The organism is Porifericola rhodea, assembly GCF_030506305.1.
Lineage (GTDB): Bacteria > Bacteroidota > Bacteroidia > Cytophagales > Cyclobacteriaceae > Catalinimonas > Catalinimonas rhodea.
In genome coordinates this window covers 3564800-3583889 of sequence record NZ_CP119421.1, presented here as the reverse complement: position 1 = coordinate 3583889, position 19090 = coordinate 3564800, and the positions used below count along the sequence as shown (strand labels likewise).

The window sequence follows — 19090 nt, the reverse complement described above, 5'->3', positions numbered from 1 at the left end:
TTGATTAGCTAATCAAACTACACTATGAGATTCTGCCTTTCACTAATGCTTGGCCTAGTGCTGGCTAGTGCCACTTCCTTTAGTTTTGCTCAGGAAAAAGAAGTACCACGTGCTCCGCAACGGGCAGAAGGCGATGGACCATACGCTCAACTGATTATTCGTGGCGCTACGCTTATTAATGGAGCAGGCTCTCCACCTATAGGCCCTGTAGATGTGGTAGTAGAGCAAAACAGAATTGTCTCTATTAAAACTGTAGGCTACCCCGGTGTACCTATAGAGACTGGTAAACGACCTGAGGCCAGACCAGGAGCAAAAGAAATTGATGCGGAAGGTATGTATTTACTGCCAGGCTTTATAGATATGCATGGGCACATTGGAGGCATAGGGCAAGGTACGTCGGCAGAGTATGTATTTAAGCTATGGATGGCGCATGGTATTACTACCATACGTGACCCTTCTTGCGGCAACGGTTTGGAGTGGGTGCTGGACCACAAAGAAAAAAGTACTAATAACCAGATTACTGCCCCACGAATAGAAGCCTACTCTTACTTTGGGCAAGGTTTAGCGGACGGTGTAAATTCTCCTGAAGAAGCGCGCGCCTGGGTACAAAGAATTTCCAGAGAAGGTGCAGACGGCATTAAATTTTTTGGTGCGCGCCCGGACATTATGGAAGCAGCATTAGACGAAGCCAAAAAATACGGCTTACGCTCTGCCTGTCATCACGCTCAACTGAATGTGGCATGGTTAAATGTGCTGCATACCGCACGTATGGGCCTCACCAGCATGGAACATTGGTATGGACTGCCAGAAGCGCTATTTACTGACCGCAGCATACAGAACTATCCGGCAGATTATAATTACCAGAACGAACAACACCGCTTTGGCGAGGCCGGAAAACTTTGGGCACAGGCGGCACCTCCATTTTCTGAACGTTGGAATGCCGTTATGGACACTCTTATTGCAATGGACTTTACTATTGACCCTACCTTCAATATTTATGAGGCAAACCGAGATTTGATGCGAGCCCGTACCGCAGAGTGGCATCAGGACTATACTCTCCCTTCCCTCTGGAAGTTTTTTGAGCCCAGCCGGGTATCTCATGGTTCGCATTGGCACGACTGGGGAACAGAGGAAGAAGTAAACTGGAAAGAAAACTACAGACTCTGGATGACCTTTGTCAATGAGTACAAAAACCGTGGCGGTAGAGTTACTACTGGCTCTGACTCTGGATTTATCTACCAAACTTATGGGTTTGCTTATATCCGAGAGCTGGAACTGTTACGAGAGGCGGGTTTTCATCCTCTGGAAGTGATTCGTGCAGCTACGCTAAAAGGAGCAGAAGCCCTGGGTAGAGCACAGGAGTTAGGATCTATAGAAGTAGGTAAGCTGGCCGATATGGTACTGGTAGAAGAAAACCCCTTAGCCAACCTTAAGGTACTTTATGGCACCGGTGCTATTAAACTTAATGATCAGAATGAGGTAAAGCGAGTAGGTGGTATTAGGTATACTATTAAAGATGGTATTGTATACGATGCTAAACAACTCTTAGCTGATGTAAAAGCAATTGTAGATTCTGAAAAAAAGAAAGCAGGTATTACAGAGCTTCCACAGCCCTGAGCAATCTGCCCTGACAGTCTGCTATGTATCCAATGTGCATGAAGATCTATATTACACCAGCCTGGCAACAGATACCAGGCTGGCTGTTTTTTATACTTCCTTCCTCAATACTTCTAAGGGTGGATTATTTACAATCTCCCGGCTGTTGGATAAACCAATTAGTACGGTAAGCCCGGTGATAATGATATAAGTTACGAGTAGAGGCAATAGTGAAGGGTTAAATGGAGTTTCAAAGCTAAACTGAGCCAATGCCCAACTGGCAAGCATAGAGATTAGTACTCCCGTTAAAGTCGCCAGGCTTCCCAAAAAGAAGTATTCCATAGCATTAATGCTTAGTATCTGTCTACGACTGGCTCCAATAGTACGCAGCAATACACTCTCCTGTATTCGCTGAAACTTACTAATTATGACTGAACCTATGAGTACAATGATTCCAGTGATGATACTGAAGAATGCCATAAAACGAATTACAAATGACACTTTGCTCACGATCTCGTCTACAGTTTTTAAAATGAGCTGAAGGTCTACGATAGATACATTAGGGTACTCCTTTACTACAGCCTGTTGGAAGCGAGCAGCAATCTGGTTAGACTCTACCCTGGTGATCAGCACATGAAATTTGGGTGCACGCTCCAGCACTCCTTTTGGAAAAACCACCAGAAAATTAGTCTGTACTCTTTGCCAGTCTACTTCTCTTATGCTACCCACGTAGGCTTCAATTATTGCACCCTGCACATTAAAGGATAGCTTATCCCCTACCGACACCTTCATATCTTCAGCAATACCATCTTCCAGAGAGACCCAAACCGTGTCTTGCGGAGAACTTACCTCTCCTTTCCACTTGCCTTCTATAATAGTTTCAGAGTCAACCAGGCTATCTCGGTAGGTGACACGGTACTCGCGGTTGAGCACCCTGTTGCGAATGTGATCAGTTGTATCTTCCTTTATTTCTGAGATAGATCGTCCTTTGATACCATGCAAACGCATTGATACAATAGGCACACGCTGCAACACAGGCAGCTCGTAAGATTGGGTAAGCTGTACTAAATCTTCTTCCTGATCGTCCTGTATATCAAAAAGCACCATATTGGGCTGGTCTTCTTTTGCAGTAAGTTCCACCTTATCCAGCAGTAAATCCTGTACAAAAAAGAGCGTACTAATCAGTGCTGTGCCCAGCCCTATCGTTACAATCAAGATTAATGTCTGATTGTTAGGGCGATAAAGGTTAGCCAAACTCTGCCTGCTTACATACGACCACGAAACTGGAAAGTATTTTTTAACTACCCACATCATCAGGCGGGCAATAGCTCCCAGCAGCATAAAAGCGAGTACTATACCCAAGGTAAACAGACCTGCTTCTTTCCAACTCTCCAACTGAAAATATGAAAATACGCCAACAAACAAGATTACCAGACTTATAATAAGGTATTGCCAGGGATCTTGTCCGCTTTCTTCCTCATGAGAAGCTCTAATCGTTCTCAGAGGAGACACTTTCCGAACAGCTATTAAAGGTAATAGCGCAAACAAAATGGAAATAATTAAACCAATAAGAATACCCTGAATGATAGCGCTCCAGGAGATGGCTACATCCACCTCTACCGGCAGTAAACCCGCAAAAATTTCTGGTAGTAAGAATTGTATGCTAGCGCCCAATGCAGCACCAAGCACAGAGCCCAGTAGCCCCATAATAGCAATCTGAATCAAGAAAATTCCTAAGCCATACTTTCCTTTTCCGCCCAAACACCTCAAAATAGCTACCGATAAAATCTTTTCTCTAACGTAGATATGCACCGCACTAGCTACGCCTATACAGCCCAGTAAAAGTGCCACAAACGCCACCAGATTTAGAAAACCGGTCAGGTTTTGGTAAGTATCGCCTATCTCCTCCTTTCGTTCTTCCACATCATCATAGCGGAGCTCTTCTTTTTCTAAAGTAGGCTCAATTTCTTCGGCCAGTAAAGTTTGTACATCTACGCCTTCATCAAATTTCAAGTAGAGTTTGTAGTTGAGGCGGCTGCCTTTTTGTAGTAAACCGGTAGCTTCCAGATACTCCATAGGAATGTATACCGGCGGCGCCACAGTAGCTGTAATTCCCGGTTGGCCGGGCACTTTATGTATTCTGCCTTCCAGCAAAAAGCTAAGCTCGCCAACCTTTATAGAGTCACCAGGCTCAGCGTCAAATTGTAGCATTAGCGTATTGTCGGCCAGGGCTTTTTGTACACCTCTGAAGTCTCTGCTTGCTGAAACAGGATCGGTTTCAATACTTCCATAATAAGGATATTCACCGTCTAGCGCCCTTACCTGTACAAGCCGGGTGCCATTGTTTTTAGGAAAGAGTACCATAGAGGCAAAACTTACCTCCTGTGATCGCCTGGCACCCAGAGAGTCAAAATACTGTACTACTGTCTCAGGTATGGGCTGTCGGCTTTCCACCACCAGGTCGGCACCCAGCAGTGCTTTGGCCTCCCCTTCAATATCCTGCTGTAGGTTATCACTAAAGGAGTTGATAGCTACTAAGGCAGCAATACCCAGTACAATACTGCTTACAAAAAGTAATAATCTGGAACGATTTCTACGGCTATCTCGCCAGGCCATCTTAAAAAGCCAGGCCAGGCTAGGCTGTTGCTGATTCATATGTTAGGGCTATTTTTCTTTTAGTTGGTCTACCTCCTGCACAGCTTCCTGTCTGCTATTCTCTACAATCTTTCCACCCTTAATACGTACAATCTGCTGCGTTTTGCGCGCCAGACTCATGTCGTGTGTTACCAGCACCAGTGTGGTGCCTGCATCACGGTTAAGGTCAAAAATAAGCTGCTCTATATGTTGCCCGGTTTCTTCATCCAGGTTACCAGTTGGCTCATCTGCAAAGAGGATAGCCGGGTTGTTTGAGAAAGCACGTGCAATAGAAACACGCTGTTGCTCTCCACCGGAAAGCTGTGTCGCAAAATGATCTTTTCTTCCAGCCAAGCCTACCTTATCCAGTAGCTCTATAGCAATTCTGGCCGCTTGCTTCTCGCCTCTTAGCTCCAAGGGTACCATCACGTTTTCTAAGGCGGTAAGAGTAGGCATCAGGTTAAAGTTTTGAAAGATAAAGCCTACATATTTACCCCTAACTTCGGCACGTTGGTCTTCGTTGAGCTGATCCAGAGTGATTCCGTTCAAAATTACAGAGCCTGAGCTGGCCCGATCCAGCCCTGCACATAACCCCAGGAGCGTAGTTTTTCCACTCCCCGAAGGACCTACAATAGAACAGGTATGGCCTTTTTCTATTTGTAAGTCTACATGATCTAGTACCGTTAACTTATGGTCTCCACTACGATAAGTCTTGCTTAGTTTTTTTACTTCCAGAATTGATGACATAAAATATTATGCTTAATTGCGAGATTTAACTTTTATACAGCCGTATAAGTTATGAGATAAATTTTTAACGGGCTGATACTAACTCCCCTATTTATGAAGACAAAGCATTTGCAGAATTATTGTAACTACAACTTTTTCCAGGCCCTTCTAATCAGTACGGCCATTTCGCTTACGCTGTTTTCCTGCTCTCAGAAGTCTGCCGAAACGCAGGAGCAGGCTACCACTTCTTCTCAAAAAAATGAAGAGAACGATGAAGATAAGACAAATGATGGGGATAATAAAGTCATACTGTTTTTTGGTAATAGCCTGACAGCAGGTTACGGACTGGAACCGGAAGAAGCTTACCCTGCGCTTATACAAAAAAAACTGGATTCTCTGGGATATGATTATCAGGTTGTAAATGCCGGACTTAGCGGAGAAACTACTGCCAGTGGCAACTCTCGCCTGGAGTGGGTACTGGAAAGGCAGAAAGTAGATATTTTTGTACTTGAACTGGGAGCTAATGACGGCCTCAGAGGTATACCCACTGAAGAAACAGATAAAAATCTTCGTGCCATGATTAATAAAGTCAGGGAAGTGAATTCTGATATCCAAATTATTCTGGCAGGTATGATGGTTCCCCCAAATATGGGGCCTGAATACGCTGCCCGTTTTCAAAAGTTGTATCCCAGCATAGCTGAGCAGGAAAATGTAAAGCTTATCCCCTTTTTACTGGAAAATGTGGCCGGAGAAAAAGAGCTTAATCAAAGTGATGGCATACACCCTACTGCCGAAGGGCAGCGTATCGTAGCTAATAATGTGTGGCCTTTGTTACTGCAGGCTATTGAACAGAATACTAACTCTTAAACTAAAGTAATGACAGATATAAGACAGATACCCGTTAGAGAATTTTTTAAAAACCCCGAAAAATCAGGCTTTGACCTTTCACCTAATGGACAGTACATCTCGTTTCTGGCTCCTTATAAGGACCGTATGAACATACATGTTCAGCAGATTGGCAGCCAGAAAGTGAACAGAATTACTAATGTAACAGAGAGGGACATTGCAGGCTATTTTTGGGCTGATGATGAGCGTATTGTTTACCTGAGAGACAATGGAGGCGATGAAAACTACTACCTAACCGCCATTGATAAAAATGGAGAAAACGAACGTGCGCTTACTCAGTTTGACAATGTGCGTACTCAGCTTATTGATGATCTGGAAGATTTTCCTGATGAAGTAATCGTCGGCTTAAACAAAAGAAACCCTGAAGTATTTGATGCTTACCGTCTCAACCTTTCTACTGCTGAATTGCACATGATAGCCGAAAACCCCGGCAATATTGTAGGATGGCTCACAGACCATGAAGGAGCTCTAAGAGTAGCTATGACTTCAGATGGAGTTAATACTACGCTACTACACCGAAAAAATGAGGATGAAGACTTTAAGCCTTTACTTACAACCAATTTTAAAGAAAGTGCTTCTCCTCTCTTCTTTACCTTTGACAATAAAAACCTCTACGCTTCTTCGAACCTGGGTAGAGACAAGTCCGCCATTGTAGTGCTGGATACCGAAACGGGTAAAGAAATAGAAAAGATATATGAGCACCCTGACGTAGATGTAAGCAGCCTTAGCTATTCTAAAAAAAGAAAAGTACTTAGCGGCATTGCTTATACCACCTGGAAAACGCAGCGAACTTTTCTTGATCAGGAGGCCGAAATAAGATACCAATGGTTAAAAAGCCAGCTTGGCGAGGATGAAGTATCTATTACCAGTCATAATAAAGATGAAGATAAGTTTATCGTACGTACGCATAGCGACCGTAGTCTGGGGGCATATTACTTTTATGACCAATCGGCACAAACTCTTGAGAAACTGGTAGAGGTAAGCCCCTGGCTAAAAAAAGAGGAAATGGCAGAGATGAAGCCTATTACTTACTCTTCTCGTGATGGGCTTACCATACATGCTTATCTTACCTTACCCCTGGGAAAAAAAGCCGAGAACCTGCCACTGGTGGTGAACCCTCATGGGGGTCCCTGGGTAAGAGACACCTGGGGCTTTAATCCTGAAGTACAGTTTCTCGCCAATCGTGGCTATGCTGTATTGCAAATGAACTACCGGGGGTCAACTGGTTATGGGAAAGCCTTTTGGGAAGCATCCTTTAAGCAGTGGGGACTTAAAATGCAGGATGATATTAGTGATGGTGTGCAGCACCTGATAGATGAAGGCATAGCCGATGCTAAAAAAGTTGCGATATACGGTGGTAGTTATGGAGGCTATGCTACTCTGGCAGGCCTAAGCTTTACTCCAGAGTTGTATGCCTGCGGGGTAGACTATGTGGGCGTATCTAACCTGTTTACCTTTATGCAGACTATACCACCCTACTGGAAGCCCATGCTGGAAATGATGTATGAAATGGTGGGGCACCCCGAGGAGATGAAAGAACAGTTTGAGCAGACCTCACCTGCTTTGCAGGCGCATAAAATAAAAGCGCCCCTGCTTATTGCTCAGGGCGCTAAAGATCCTCGTGTTAACAAAGCAGAATCAGACCAGATAGTACGAGCCCTCAAAGAGAGAGGCATAGATGTAGACTACCTGGTAAAAGAAAACGAAGGACACGGTTTTCACAACGAAGAAAACCGTTTTGAGTTCTACGAAGAAATGGAAAAGTTTCTGGCTAAGCACCTGGCTTAAGGACTATCCCAATTGTAAAGTACTTCAGAGAACTCCAAATCCTGCAGATCTTCGGGGTGTATGAAGAAGTTACCAATACCTTCATCACCCCAGAGGATACTGTTGTGGTCAGAATCTATCTGCAACAGCAGCATGGCTTCTTCAAACTCCTGTACAAGGCGTGGATCTTCCTGCGTAAAGTGTGCATAGCCTCCCAGTTTATGCCCACTTCCCTGCGCAAGGCGAGCATAGGCTCTTCTTAGCTCTACTTTATCGTCGCCAAAACGGTCAAAAAAGTCTGAAGCGGGGGTGCCAAAAATCTGGTCAAAAGCCTGATCGGTTGGTGATACCGGAGCATATTGTACTTCAAAACGTAAGGCATGACTTTCTAAAACCGGTACATTGTCGTAGTCAGGCATATCAAAGTCTTCCTGAGCATTAGCTTCATCTACGTCTTTAAAATATACGATTTTGTAGTTAGCCTGATCAAATGGGTCATCCATATCCAGACCATACATATTATCGTCTCCTACATAAAATTGCAGTATTCCTTCTTTAGGAAAGCCTGACAGTTCGGGGACTTCAGAAAAATTAATCTGAGCAAGCAAAAAAAGTGGCTGCCCATTAACTCCCACAGGGTATTCATAGCCCTGGGGTAGGTAAGGAAAACCACCAAACTTACTCTGTGTCAAATCAAGATCATCTTCCGGCTTGGCAAAAATGCGAATAAAAGGTCTTACAGATGATTCAATTTGCTTACGATAAGGTTCCAACTGATTCGGAACTTGTAACTTAGAAGGCATCATAGAGTCAATCGCGACTATTCAATAGTGTTAATATGGCAAATGTATAAATTATTTAAAAAATCCTCCCAGAGAATCACCTAACTGCCCTTTCAGCATATCTCCCAGGTCTTTTCCATCTCCTTTTCCGCCACCACTAAGCATAGACATAAGGCTAGCCTGATCTACACCTTTTTCCTGGGCAGTGTTCACAAATTTACTTAAGATAAAGGGAATTGCATAATTGGCGATAGTGGTAGACATTTGGGGGTCTATGCCCAGTTTAGAACCGAGATCGCCTGCATATTTGCGTATAATATTGGTAACAATAGGGTTGGTAGCTATCTGCTCCTTATTCTGAAAAAGGCCCATAAGCCCCGACAGGTTACCTCTGCCAAATTCATCTTTTACGGTTTCAAAAATATCATCTTTGGCAATAACCACAGCATCATCTACCTTATCCTGCTCCATTCCAAATTCTCCGGTAAACTTTTTACTAAGTTCGCCCTTGAGTGAGTTTATAATTTGATCAATCATAGTGTTTCCTTTTATGGTTTAGTTTTATACAACAATATAAGGAACTCGTAGATTTATCAAATAGTTATCGCATCACAATTATCCATACAGGCAAGTACTTTTACTACCTCCTTCATTTTAAGACTGTAGTAAATATTTTTACCCTCACGGATGCTGCTCAATATACCTTTGAGTTTCATATTGGAGAGGTGATGAGAAGTGAGCGATTGCTCTGAGTCCAACATCTGGCAAATTTCATTTACCGAAAGCTTATCGTGCTGAGAAAGCAGGTCTACCACACTAAGGCGAAGTGGGTGGGAAAGTGTTTTGAGAATAAACGCTACTTTTTCTAACTTCTCTATGCTTCTTTGTTGTATGCCTGCTTCCATGCTAAACTGTATGAAAATATGATCAATTGTTTAAACTTTAAACGTCAAAAATAACAATTTGTTCCTTATAAGATCTTTTACAAAAACTAGGCTAAGCGCTAGACAGCAGTAATTATTTAGCTACCTTTGCCGCCGTAAAACAAGCCATATTTGACCCTAAAGGGCAAAACCATCTGTCATGAAAAACATATATTTTACGCCGGGACCTGCCGAACTTTACTTTACCGTAGAAGGGCATATCAAAGATGCATTACGTGCCCAGATCCCCTCTATCTCTCATCGTAGCAAAACATTTCAGGGCATTTATCAGGAGGCAGTAGAAAACCTCAGAAAAGTGCTTGATGTTCCGCAGGAGTACCATATATTTTTTACCGGCTCAGCCACAGAAATCTGGGAACGTATTATTCAGAACAATGTGGAGCACAAAAGTCACCATTATGTGAACGGTGCTTTTTCTAAGCGTTTTCATGCCACCGCTCTGGAGCTAGGCCGCGAGGCTGTAGCCGAAGAGGCAGCAGAAGGAAGCTGCATCACTCCCGACGCAAAGCAAATTGCGGAAGACAATGAGTTAATTGCTTTTACCCTGAATGAAACGAGCACTGGAGCATCTCAACCACTGGAAGATATCTACGCTATTCATCAGGCTCACCCTGAGCAGCTTATCGCGGTGGATGCAGTTTCTATCCTTCCTCATAGCAAAATAGAGTACTCTCAGGTTGATAGTGTATTTTTCTCAGTGCAAAAAGCATTCGGACTGCCTGCCGGTCTTGGGGTTTGGGTTGTAAGTCCCCGAAGTATAGAAAAAGCCAATCAGCTACAAGCCAGAGGTCTAAGTATAGGCTCTTACCATACGCTTCCCTCTTTGCTGGAGAAGGGCATTAAGAACCAAACACCGGAAACGCCTAACGTGCTTAATATTTACCTTTTGGCAAAAGTTTGTGGAGATATGCTGGAAAAAGGCATGGATAGAATCCGTCAGGAGACAGAGTACAAAGCTGCACTAGCCTACCACTGCCTGGAAGAACATCAGCAAATGAAACCTTTTGTGGAAAATAAAGCTTATCGTTCCAAGACTGTCATAGTGGCAGAGACTAAGCTAGACTCAGGAGAAGTGATAGATCAGCTTAAAAAACAGAAGCTGATCGTGGGAAGTGGCTACGGTTCATATAAAACGAAACATATAAGAATTGCTAATTTTCCTACACACTCAAAAGAGCAGTTTGAGCTGCTGGTTGATAAAATTAATGCGCTGTAAATGCGTATCGGTCTGAAAATTGTAGTATAGAAAGCTAAATTAAATGCTTAAACAGCCATTTATTACACAACTAATTTATGGCTGCAATTAGAAAATAGGATTAATTGAAACATGGTTTATTTTACGTCTGTTATGCTATTGATATGTTTTCATATCAGACCAAATAGAACCTTATTCTAATAGCAATATGTATCCATTAAAGAAAATTCTGGTAGCGCTTGATGCATCGTCAATGGACGATACGTTAATTGAATTTGCTTCATTTCTGGCTCAATCTACTTCCGCAGAGTCTGTTCACTTTGTGAATGTGATTAAAAACGCACAGCTTCCTAACGCTTTGCGTAAGGAGTTTCCTAACCTGATGGAAGATGCCATTAAAGACCGCAAGAAGCAAATGGAAAAGAAGGTCATTGAGCGATTTGACATGACCAATCAGAATATAAAGGTTAAAATAACAGTAGAGCAGGGTCTCCTGCCTTCTAAACATATACTCAAACTGGCAGAAAAGCATAATATTGATGCCATAGTAGTAGGAAGAAAAGAAAAGCTAAAAGGCAGCAGCGTCGTAACTCAGCGTCTGGCACGTCGTGCTACCTGTTCCCTGCTTATAGTACCAGAGAAAGAGTACTCAAGCATGAACCGTATGTTGGTAGCTACTGACTTCTCTAAAGATGCACTGGTAGCTTTAGAGGAAGCTATCTCTGTAGCTAGCCACGGTAAAAATGAAGGAAGAGATGTTGAGATTATTTGCCATCACGTATACCAGGTGCCAGTAGGCTACCATTACACTGGTAAGTCTTTTGAAGAGTGTGGTGATGTAATGCGTAAGAATGCTGAAAAGAATTATAAGAAATTTATTAGTAAAGTAGATACCAGGAATGTAAAAATTACACCCCTATTTACTTTAAGTAAGCAAGAAAGCCCGGTAAGTGTAATCTACGATAAAGCCGTAGAGATGAACGCGAACTGTATTGTTATTGGTGGTAAAGGAAAGGCTGCTTCTACAGCTTTCTTCCCTATTGGTACCAATACCGAGAAGTTAATAAGCATGGATGCTAACATTCCTTTGCTTATTGTAAGGCCTAAACACAAAAATGCCGGCCTGATGGAAATGTTACAAAGAATTTAAGATATAAGTAATCAGTCAGCTTAAGAAAGAAATGAGTAGTCCAGGTGGCTACTCATTTTTTGTTTTTAGAGCAAGCATATTTCCTATCTGAAAAGCTGTTCTCTCAAGGTTTTCTGCGGTATGGGCCAGTGCTTCTTCCAGAGGTTGCGGGCGAGGCCCTATAGGTAGCACTACATCGTAAACGGCATAGTCTTTTGCCTGATAGTTTTTCGGCAGACTACCCGCAAGCATAATTACCGGCTTATTTAATTTTTTAGCCTGAGTAGCTACATAGTAAGGTCCCTTGCCTGCCTGGGTCTGGATATCCAGTGCTCCTTCTGCAGTTATTATTAACTCAGCTTTTTCCAGTGCTTCATTGAAACCTGTACGAGAAAGTAAGTAGTCTGTGCCATCTACCAGTTTAGCATCAAAAAAACCTAACAATGCAGCGCCTAATCCACCGGCAGCCCCTGTACGGGCTGGAGAAATTATATCTTTTCCCAACTTACTTTTTACCAGCTCTCCTACTCTTTTAAAGTGTATTTCCAGCTCTTGTATCATCTCCTGCGTCGCTCCTTTTTGTGGCCCAAATACTGAAGGTGCTTCCAGAAGGGTGTTAGTTACATCGCAAGTCACAATAATTTGTACCTCATGCAACCTTTTATCCATAGTGGAGGCATCCACAGTATGTAAGTTTTTTACTCCCTCTCCTCCGGCCGCAATAGGTAGCGAGGAAGCATCTAAGAGTGTAACACCTAGCGACTGCGCCATTCCTAAACCTAAATCTACAGTAGCACTACCCCCGAGCCCAATGACTATCTCCTGCGCGCCAGCATCTAATGCGGCCTTTATAAGTTCGCCCGTACCGTATGAAGAAGCATGCATTGGATTAAGCTCTTCATCTTTCAATAATCTTATGCCAGAAGCTTCAGCCATCTCAATAACCGCGGTCTTGCCCTGCTTAATCAATGCAAACTGCGCTTCCACTTTCCTGCCTAGCGCATCATTGACTATTGCTTTTTTTATCTCACCTTTTTCCTGGCTCAACATAACGCTAAGCATACCATCACCACCATCGGCTATAGGTTGCAATATACAATCTGCCTGGAGTAAGCTATGATGAAGACCCGCACGAATAGCTTCGGCAGACTTTACAGCATCCAGACTGTTTTTAAAAGCATTGGGGGCAATTAGTATGTTCAAGACAAAAAGATTTAGTGGAGCTTTAAGATATAAAATTATCAGCACCGGCTATAAAATTTTAAACTGTAGATTTTCCTCTGAGACAACAACCACACATAGTTTATTGTATTACAGAGACTTATAACACAAGTCAACTACAACTATTGGAGTATGAAGACTTCTTTTGTAGTATTGCAGCCTCATTAACCTTTTTGAAAACTTTGCTCATCAGGGAGACCTAATTGAGCATACCATGGAGCAAAGTATCTTCCGATACATTTCTTGTAACAAGATTCAACAACACATGAGAAAGATTTTACTTTCAGTTTTATTTTTGTGTATGGTAATGGTCCGTGCAGGCTATGCCCAGGAAGACAGCACTGTGATAGAGCTGAATAACCTAACCATCACCGAAAACCGTATGCAGACCCCCTTCTCTGAGTCTGCCCGAAGCATTTATGTAGTGAGCCGAGAGCAACTTCAGCAGATTCCGGTACAAAGTCTGAACGAGGCTCTTAGTTATATACCCGGTGTAGACATGCGCCAGCGAGGCCCCGCTGGGGTACAGTCCGATGTAAGTATCAGAGGGGGTACTTTTGAGCAGACGCTTATTCTTATTAATGGTATAAAAATGAGCGACCCACAAACCGGACATCACTTAATGAACCTACCGCTGGATATTGACAATATTGAAAGGATAGAAGTACTGAAAGGACCGGGAGCTCGTATTTATGGTCAAAATGCATTTGCAGGAGCTATAAATATCGTTACCAGGGTACCATCAGAACCTATGGCTATTTTTAGCGGCTATGGCGGAGACTTTGAAACCTTTGGAGGAAATATATCTGTAGCGCTTCCCGGCAAAACATATGGCCAGTACATAGCCGTATCCCGTGACCAGTCAGAAGGCTACCGTACCAACTCTGACTATGAAATAACTAATGCTTTTTACCAATCTTATCTACAGCTGAAAGAGGGTAAAATTAATTTTCTGGGAGGCTATACTCAGAGAGCCTTTGGCGCAGCCGGTTTTTATGTACCAGACTCCGAAGAGTATGAAGAGGTAAATACAACTTTTTTCAGTGCTGACTACGAGCTAAAAAAAGAGAGGTGGACCCTACAGCCACGCCTTTACTGGAGAAGAAATCATGATGACTACATATACATCAGAAGTAATCCGGCAGTGTTTAACAACTTACATACTACCCATGTAGGCGGAGCGGAAGTGCATGCAACTTATAAAAGTGATTTAGGCCTGAGTGGTATAGGTGTAGAATACCGTTATGAAAATATTAACAGTACAAACCTGGGAGCGCATGATCGCAGTCTGCTAGGCCTGTTTGCGGAGCATCGTTTTTATCTGTTTGACCGCCTGGATATCACTCCTGGCATATACCTCAACTGGTACTCAGACTATGGGGTGAATCTCTTCCCTGGACTTGATGCCAGCTTTGATATTACTGATGAGTGGAAAGCATTTGCCAACATCGGACGGTCTTTCCGTGTACCTACCTACACCGACCTCTATTATGTAGGACCAAATAATATTGGAAATGATCAGTTAGAGCCTGAAGATGCTGTGAGTTATGAGGGTGGTATTAAGTATTTCAGAAGAAATTTCTGGGGACAACTAAGCTACTTCAAAAGAGATGCGTCTAACCTAATTGACTGGATTAAATACGCTGAAGATGATCCATGGGAGCCTTTAAACTTTACTAATGTGAATGTGCAAGGTGTGGAAGCCGGCTTGAATTACGATTTTAGCAGCAGCAAAAGTGCCTGGATCAAACAGCTATCCCTTAACTATACTTATCTGGATGCTGAGCTAAAAGAAAGGGAGGGTGTGCTCTCACGTTATGCTCTTGATAACCTGAACCATCAGCTTATTTTTGGTATTACGCATAAGATTGTAGGCAAGCTGAACCATTCGCTCCGCCTGCGCTACCTGGACAGGGCTAGCCTGCCGGATTATAGCTTGCTAGATAGCCGCATATTCTACAAAACTGATTATTATCACGTATTTGCAGAAGCAACCAACTTCACCGATACTGAGTACAGTGAAGCTGGATACGTGCCTATGCCTGGCCGTTGGTTTAGAGCAGGAGTCACTGTTAAACTGAGCCTAAAGAAATAAGCTTTAGCGCTTCAGGATGATGGCTACCAGCCATATAAAATCTCCAACAAGTAAAACAGGAGCTACATAGATTAGCCAGCTAAACTGGCTGATCTGGTAGTCTCCCTGATTATTGAACAAAGCAATATAAGTTGCCGCACACACCAAAAAGATGTTGACGATGGAAACAAAAGAGCTAAGCCAGGATGTAATGCTTTCCTTAAAGTATTCACTTCTTAAGTAAAAACCAGAAGTTTCCGGTATGCTGCTCAACACACTTAGCAGTATAGAACCAAGAAAGTTGACCACAATAAAAAAGCCCACTCCAAAATAAAAGAAAGTCTCTTTTTCTATAAACTGATCTGCTTCTCCCTCAAGATCTGCATGTATGGCTACACTTTCGGGCAGGTAGGCATAGCCCAGCATAAGAGTAGCAAAATATACAAGAGCAGAAATAACCCACAGTAATCTGAAAAATTTAAGCATGAGATATAGTTAGTAAATTACGACTAATAAAGTGGCTGCAAACTTATGGTCTTTTTCCGGAAAAATGCTACTTTATACAGTGGAGATGCCCAAAATGATAAATTTTAGGAGCTTTCTTATCCGGCACCTCTCCGATTACTAGCTTAACCCTCAGCACTATGGATATTAACCCAATTGTCCTGTCCATTCCTATTTATTTTCTTCTGATAGGTATTGAGCTTATCGTTCAGTTTATCCAGAAAAAACAGCTCTACCGACTCAATGATGCACTTACCAATATTGGGTGTGGGGTTACCCAGCAGCTTAGCGGGCTTTTTTTCAAAGTATTAGTGGTTGCTGCTTATCAGTTGGTCTACGAGTATTTGGCGATCATACAAATACCAGTGAACTGGTATACAATTGCTATACTATTTGTTCTGGTAGATTTCTGCTATTACTGGGCACATCGCATGAGCCATGAGGTCAACCTTTTTTGGGGAGGTCATGTAGTGCATCATCAGAGTGAAGATTATAATTTGTCGGTGGCACTGAGGCAGGGCTCCTTTCAGGTCATCTGGACTTCAATGTTCTACTTACCATTAGCGATATTAGGCTTTGATACACTTACGTTCGTTTCAGTCTCTGCATTCGTTACGCTGTATCAGTTCTGGATACATACCGAAACCATTGGTAAATTAGGGTGGTTGGAGTGGGTTTTGAACACCCCCTCTCATCATAGGGTACACCACGGACGTAACCCAAAATATATTGACCGAAACCATGCAGGAGTGTTCATTGTCTGGGATAGGCTTTTCGGTACTTTTCAGGTAGAAGAAGAAAAGCCTACTTACGGAGTCACCCAGGCTGTTAATACCTGGAATCCTTTATGGGCTAACCTCAAGCCCTACATTGCTATGGGGCAACAACTGCAAAAGATGCCTTCTCTGGAGGACAAGCTCAAACTTCTGTTCTACAAACCGGGCTGGCTTCCTGAAAGCATGGGAGGCTATCAGGCACCCCCTGAGATTGACATCAGGAGCTACCAAAAATATAATAAGAAATCCACCGCACTTCTACACGCCTATATTCTGGTTCAGTTCGTAGTAGCTATGCTAGGTACTGCACTTTTCCTGTTTAACGAAGGGCAGCTCAGCATGTCGGAAAAGATTGCCTCAGCAGCTCTGATATTGCTAAGCCTAATCTGTCTGGGCAGCCTGTTTGAAGTGCCCAGAAAAATCTTTCCATTAGAAGCTTTCCGCATCCTGATTTGCACTACTGCCATTTATTATTTCGGACAGCATGCCAGTTGGGCAAGCAGTATTTTAGTGATGGGAGCATTGTCCGCCCTGCTATCAATAGTTTGGTTGTATTATTCAATATATAAGCAAACAGTACCAACAATGCTAGACACCAAGATTCCAAAAAGCATTACAACACAAGCTGTGGAAGAAATATACTCTGAATAAACGTTTATTGTAACCAAGCAGGAGGCAATCAGAATTTAACCTCCTGCTTTATTTTTTTAAACTCCTCCTTTGATATAAGACCAGCCTTCTTTCTGCTTCAGAATAATCTCTACCAGCCCCGAAGGCACTGTAGCAACACCTTTTATTAGATCCTCCTGACTTACTTTTTGTCTGCTCATGGTATTTTCACAAACAATAAAACTAAGTTGCTGACGACTAAGCTCTTCTATGTGCTGCCTCACCTTTGACCTACTTTCAACTAACATCTCCAGCCCCTGACTGTGTACTACCACTTTAATTTCCGCATTGGGCAAGGCTGCTTTGATATTTTTAAGCTGGCTAATTACAGAAAGCTGATTGAGTGCATCGGACTGGGTCACCTGCATCACCACCTTATGCTTATTAACATCTACAAATTTATTCGTTTCATTATGCTGAGTGGGTGTTTTCATAAAGTAGACATAAAATATGTGAGTTATATTGATATTTTATTTTGTATACCGCTTGGAGATTACTGATTGATCCACGCTTTCATTTGCCTGATAAAGTCTGGGTTGCTGTAGTCTGCCATTCCCATCTGGGTATGCAATAGCTTCCCTTCTTTGTCCAGAATAAAGGAGGCAGGAATGACATCTGTTAAGTATTGTTGCGGATAGTTTTGCCCAGGAAAGTAAACAGGCAGGTCAAATTCTTTTTTCCGCATCCAGTTTAAACCTTTCTTAGGATCTTGGTCAAAGGACACCATCACAAAAGCTAAATCCTTTTCACTAAATTCATTCTTTAACTTTTCTATGGTTGGCATCTCGGCGATACAAGGTGGACACCAACTTGCCCAGTTGTTGATAAATACCACTTTACCTTTAAAATCAGCAAAGTTAAGCCGTTCACCTTCAGCGTTAATTAATTCAGATTTATTTTGCTGCTCTCTATGTTTTGCTTCAACCACCTCAGTACGAGCTTCTACTTTATCAGCGGGTTTGTCAAATACTAACAGGTAAACCATACCTATAATGCTGATAGCTAGTATTGCGATTGTAAATATTTTTTTAGTATTCATGCTTATTGAATTCATTCGTTGTTGATTTCTACTTGATCTGTTTTTACTCTCATGCCATTTTTCAATTCTTCACTGGCCTTTAAGACTATCTCATCTCCCGCCTCAAGCTTGCCAAACACTTCTACAAAGGAGTGTTGAGTTATGCCTCTTTCTACAGGAACATGCAGTATGGTCTGTTCATCAACCATAGCAACAAACACTTTATTTTGAGACTGAACGATGCTACTTACAGGTACCTGAAGACTAGCTTGTGGTCGGCGCAAATTAAGCTGTACCTGAGCGTACTCCCCTCCGCTTAGCTGATGGTTCTGGTTATCAATATCAAACTCCACCATCAGAGCGCGAAGCTCAGAATGGATGACACTACTACTGCGCGACATAGAGGCACTGAATTTTTCACCTGGCTGTCCACTTACTGTGAAGGTTATCTGGCTGCTGTCGCTTAAGGCACGAGCGTGTTTTTCCGGTATGGCTACAGTAAGGCGCAATTTGTCATGCTGAGATAAAGCGAAGAGAGGTTTACTGTTTTCTCCTACCAAAGCCCCTGGCGACACTTTCTTATCAGTAATTACTCCATCAAAAGGCGCAGTGATATAAGCATACTCTTTCAACTGCTGGGCAGCTTCCATTTCTGCCTTAAGTGCCAGGTAGGAAGCGCTGTCCCGCATCAGTCTGGCTTTAGCTTCTTCCAGTTCTATCTCAGCTACCGTCCCCTGTTTTAGCGCGGCATTTTGCAATCGTTTATAGGCTTGCAAACTGTAGTTGATCTGTTCACTTACCTCTCGCTGTTTTGCCGTTGCAGCTATGTACTGCTGGGTAATTTCGGGGGCATCCAGCACTGCCAGTAACTGTCCTTTTTTGACCTCAGCGCCACGCTCTACATAGATTTTTTTTACAAAGCCTCTAAGCTTTGCGTACAGAGCTACTTCTTCGTAAGGATGTAATTCTCCTGGCAAACTCAATGTATATTCAGGCTGCTGTTTTTTAACAGCCACTGTCTGTACTGTTTGAACTTTGCTTACTTCTGCTTTATTCTTTGGTTTCTCTTCGGCTCTCTGAGAAGTACATCCAGCAACGAAAGCAATAATGGGAAGTATTGTTAAAAGATACCTTTTCATATTCTATAAT

Annotated in this window: 17 protein-coding genes; 7 read left to right on the top strand and 10 right to left on the bottom strand. The window is 42.7% G+C overall.

The window, feature by feature from the left end:
- The first annotated feature begins 45 nt into the window (after positions 1-45).
- A complete protein-coding gene (locus PZB74_RS14775) occupies positions 46-1617 on the top strand; it encodes an amidohydrolase family protein (RefSeq protein ID WP_302242806.1) in 1572 nt (523 codons plus the stop codon).
- A gap of 90 nt (positions 1618-1707) precedes the next feature.
- Here PZB74_RS14775 and PZB74_RS14770 read toward each other — a convergent pair whose 3' ends face one another.
- On the bottom strand, positions 1708-4251 hold the full coding sequence (locus PZB74_RS14770) for an ABC transporter permease (protein WP_302237341.1): 2544 nt from the start codon (positions 4249-4251) through the stop codon (positions 1708-1710).
- Between the two features lie 9 nt (positions 4252-4260).
- The gene (locus tag PZB74_RS14765) at positions 4261-4977 is read right to left on the bottom strand and encodes an ABC transporter ATP-binding protein (protein WP_302237339.1); all 717 of its coding nucleotides are present in this window, start codon (positions 4975-4977) and stop codon (positions 4261-4263) included.
- A gap of 93 nt (positions 4978-5070) precedes the next feature.
- Between PZB74_RS14765 and PZB74_RS14760 the strand changes: the two genes are divergently transcribed.
- Both PZB74_RS14760 and PZB74_RS14755 read left to right on the top strand, forming a co-directional pair.
- On the top strand, positions 5071-5823 hold the full coding sequence (locus tag PZB74_RS14760; RefSeq protein ID WP_302237336.1) for an arylesterase: 753 nt from the start codon (positions 5071-5073) through the stop codon (positions 5821-5823).
- A gap of 9 nt (positions 5824-5832) precedes the next feature.
- A complete protein-coding gene (locus PZB74_RS14755) occupies positions 5833-7650 on the top strand; it encodes a S9 family peptidase (RefSeq protein ID WP_302237334.1) in 1818 nt (605 codons plus the stop codon).
- Here the strand turns inward: PZB74_RS14755 and PZB74_RS14750 are convergent.
- Genes PZB74_RS14750 through PZB74_RS14740 form a run of 3 tightly spaced genes read right to left on the bottom strand, consistent with a single transcriptional unit; the run spans position 7647 to position 9316 of the window.
- Complete coding sequence (locus tag PZB74_RS14750) at positions 7647-8435, bottom strand: YwqG family protein (RefSeq protein ID WP_302237332.1); 789 nt, start codon at positions 8433-8435, stop codon at positions 7647-7649. The genes PZB74_RS14755 and PZB74_RS14750 overlap by 4 nt on opposite strands.
- Positions 8436-8483: 48 nt before the next feature.
- Positions 8484-8948 (bottom strand): DUF937 domain-containing protein, encoded by a 465-nt coding sequence (locus tag PZB74_RS14745; protein ID WP_302237330.1) that lies wholly within the window; start codon positions 8946-8948, stop codon positions 8484-8486.
- A gap of 56 nt (positions 8949-9004) precedes the next feature.
- Complete coding sequence (locus PZB74_RS14740; protein WP_302237327.1) at positions 9005-9316, bottom strand: ArsR/SmtB family transcription factor; 312 nt, start codon at positions 9314-9316, stop codon at positions 9005-9007.
- A 178-nt stretch (positions 9317-9494) separates the two neighbouring features.
- Between PZB74_RS14740 and PZB74_RS14735 the strand changes: the two genes are divergently transcribed.
- Positions 9495-10571 (top strand): aminotransferase class V-fold PLP-dependent enzyme, encoded by a 1077-nt coding sequence (locus PZB74_RS14735; protein ID WP_302237324.1) that lies wholly within the window; start codon positions 9495-9497, stop codon positions 10569-10571.
- A 187-nt stretch (positions 10572-10758) separates the two neighbouring features.
- Complete coding sequence (locus PZB74_RS14730) at positions 10759-11700, top strand: universal stress protein (RefSeq protein WP_302237322.1); 942 nt, start codon at positions 10759-10761, stop codon at positions 11698-11700.
- A 48-nt stretch (positions 11701-11748) separates the two neighbouring features.
- On the opposite strand, the gene PZB74_RS14725 is transcribed toward PZB74_RS14730, so the two are convergent.
- Positions 11749-12882, bottom strand: coding sequence for a glycerate kinase family protein (locus tag PZB74_RS14725; RefSeq protein ID WP_302237320.1), 1134 nt, complete (start codon positions 12880-12882; stop codon positions 11749-11751).
- A 283-nt stretch (positions 12883-13165) separates the two neighbouring features.
- Here PZB74_RS14725 and PZB74_RS14720 point away from each other — a divergent pair, with 283 nt between their 5' ends.
- A complete protein-coding gene (locus tag PZB74_RS14720) occupies positions 13166-14995 on the top strand; it encodes a TonB-dependent receptor plug domain-containing protein (protein WP_302237318.1) in 1830 nt (609 codons plus the stop codon).
- A gap of 3 nt (positions 14996-14998) precedes the next feature.
- Here the strand turns inward: PZB74_RS14720 and PZB74_RS14715 are convergent, their stop codons facing one another.
- Entirely contained in the window at positions 14999-15460 is a 462-nt protein-coding gene (locus tag PZB74_RS14715) for a DUF1648 domain-containing protein (protein ID WP_302237316.1), read from the bottom strand.
- Between the two features lie 158 nt (positions 15461-15618).
- Between PZB74_RS14715 and PZB74_RS14710 the strand changes: the two genes are divergently transcribed.
- On the top strand, positions 15619-16905 hold the full coding sequence (locus PZB74_RS14710; protein WP_302237314.1) for a sterol desaturase family protein: 1287 nt from the start codon (positions 15619-15621) through the stop codon (positions 16903-16905).
- A gap of 56 nt (positions 16906-16961) precedes the next feature.
- On the opposite strand, the gene PZB74_RS14705 is transcribed toward PZB74_RS14710, so the two are convergent.
- The 3 genes from PZB74_RS14705 to PZB74_RS14695 are packed head-to-tail and all read right to left on the bottom strand — an operon-like array spanning position 16962 to position 19080.
- Positions 16962-17357: a DsrE family protein gene (locus PZB74_RS14705; RefSeq protein ID WP_302237312.1), complete on the bottom strand. Its 396-nt coding sequence runs from the start codon at positions 17355-17357 to the stop codon at positions 16962-16964.
- A 59-nt stretch (positions 17358-17416) separates the two neighbouring features.
- Complete coding sequence (locus tag PZB74_RS14700) at positions 17417-17962, bottom strand: TlpA family protein disulfide reductase (RefSeq protein WP_302237311.1); 546 nt, start codon at positions 17960-17962, stop codon at positions 17417-17419.
- An 11-nt stretch (positions 17963-17973) separates the two neighbouring features.
- Entirely contained in the window at positions 17974-19080 is a 1107-nt protein-coding gene (locus PZB74_RS14695; RefSeq protein WP_302237309.1) for an efflux RND transporter periplasmic adaptor subunit, read from the bottom strand.
- Positions 19081-19090 lie beyond the last annotated feature (10 nt).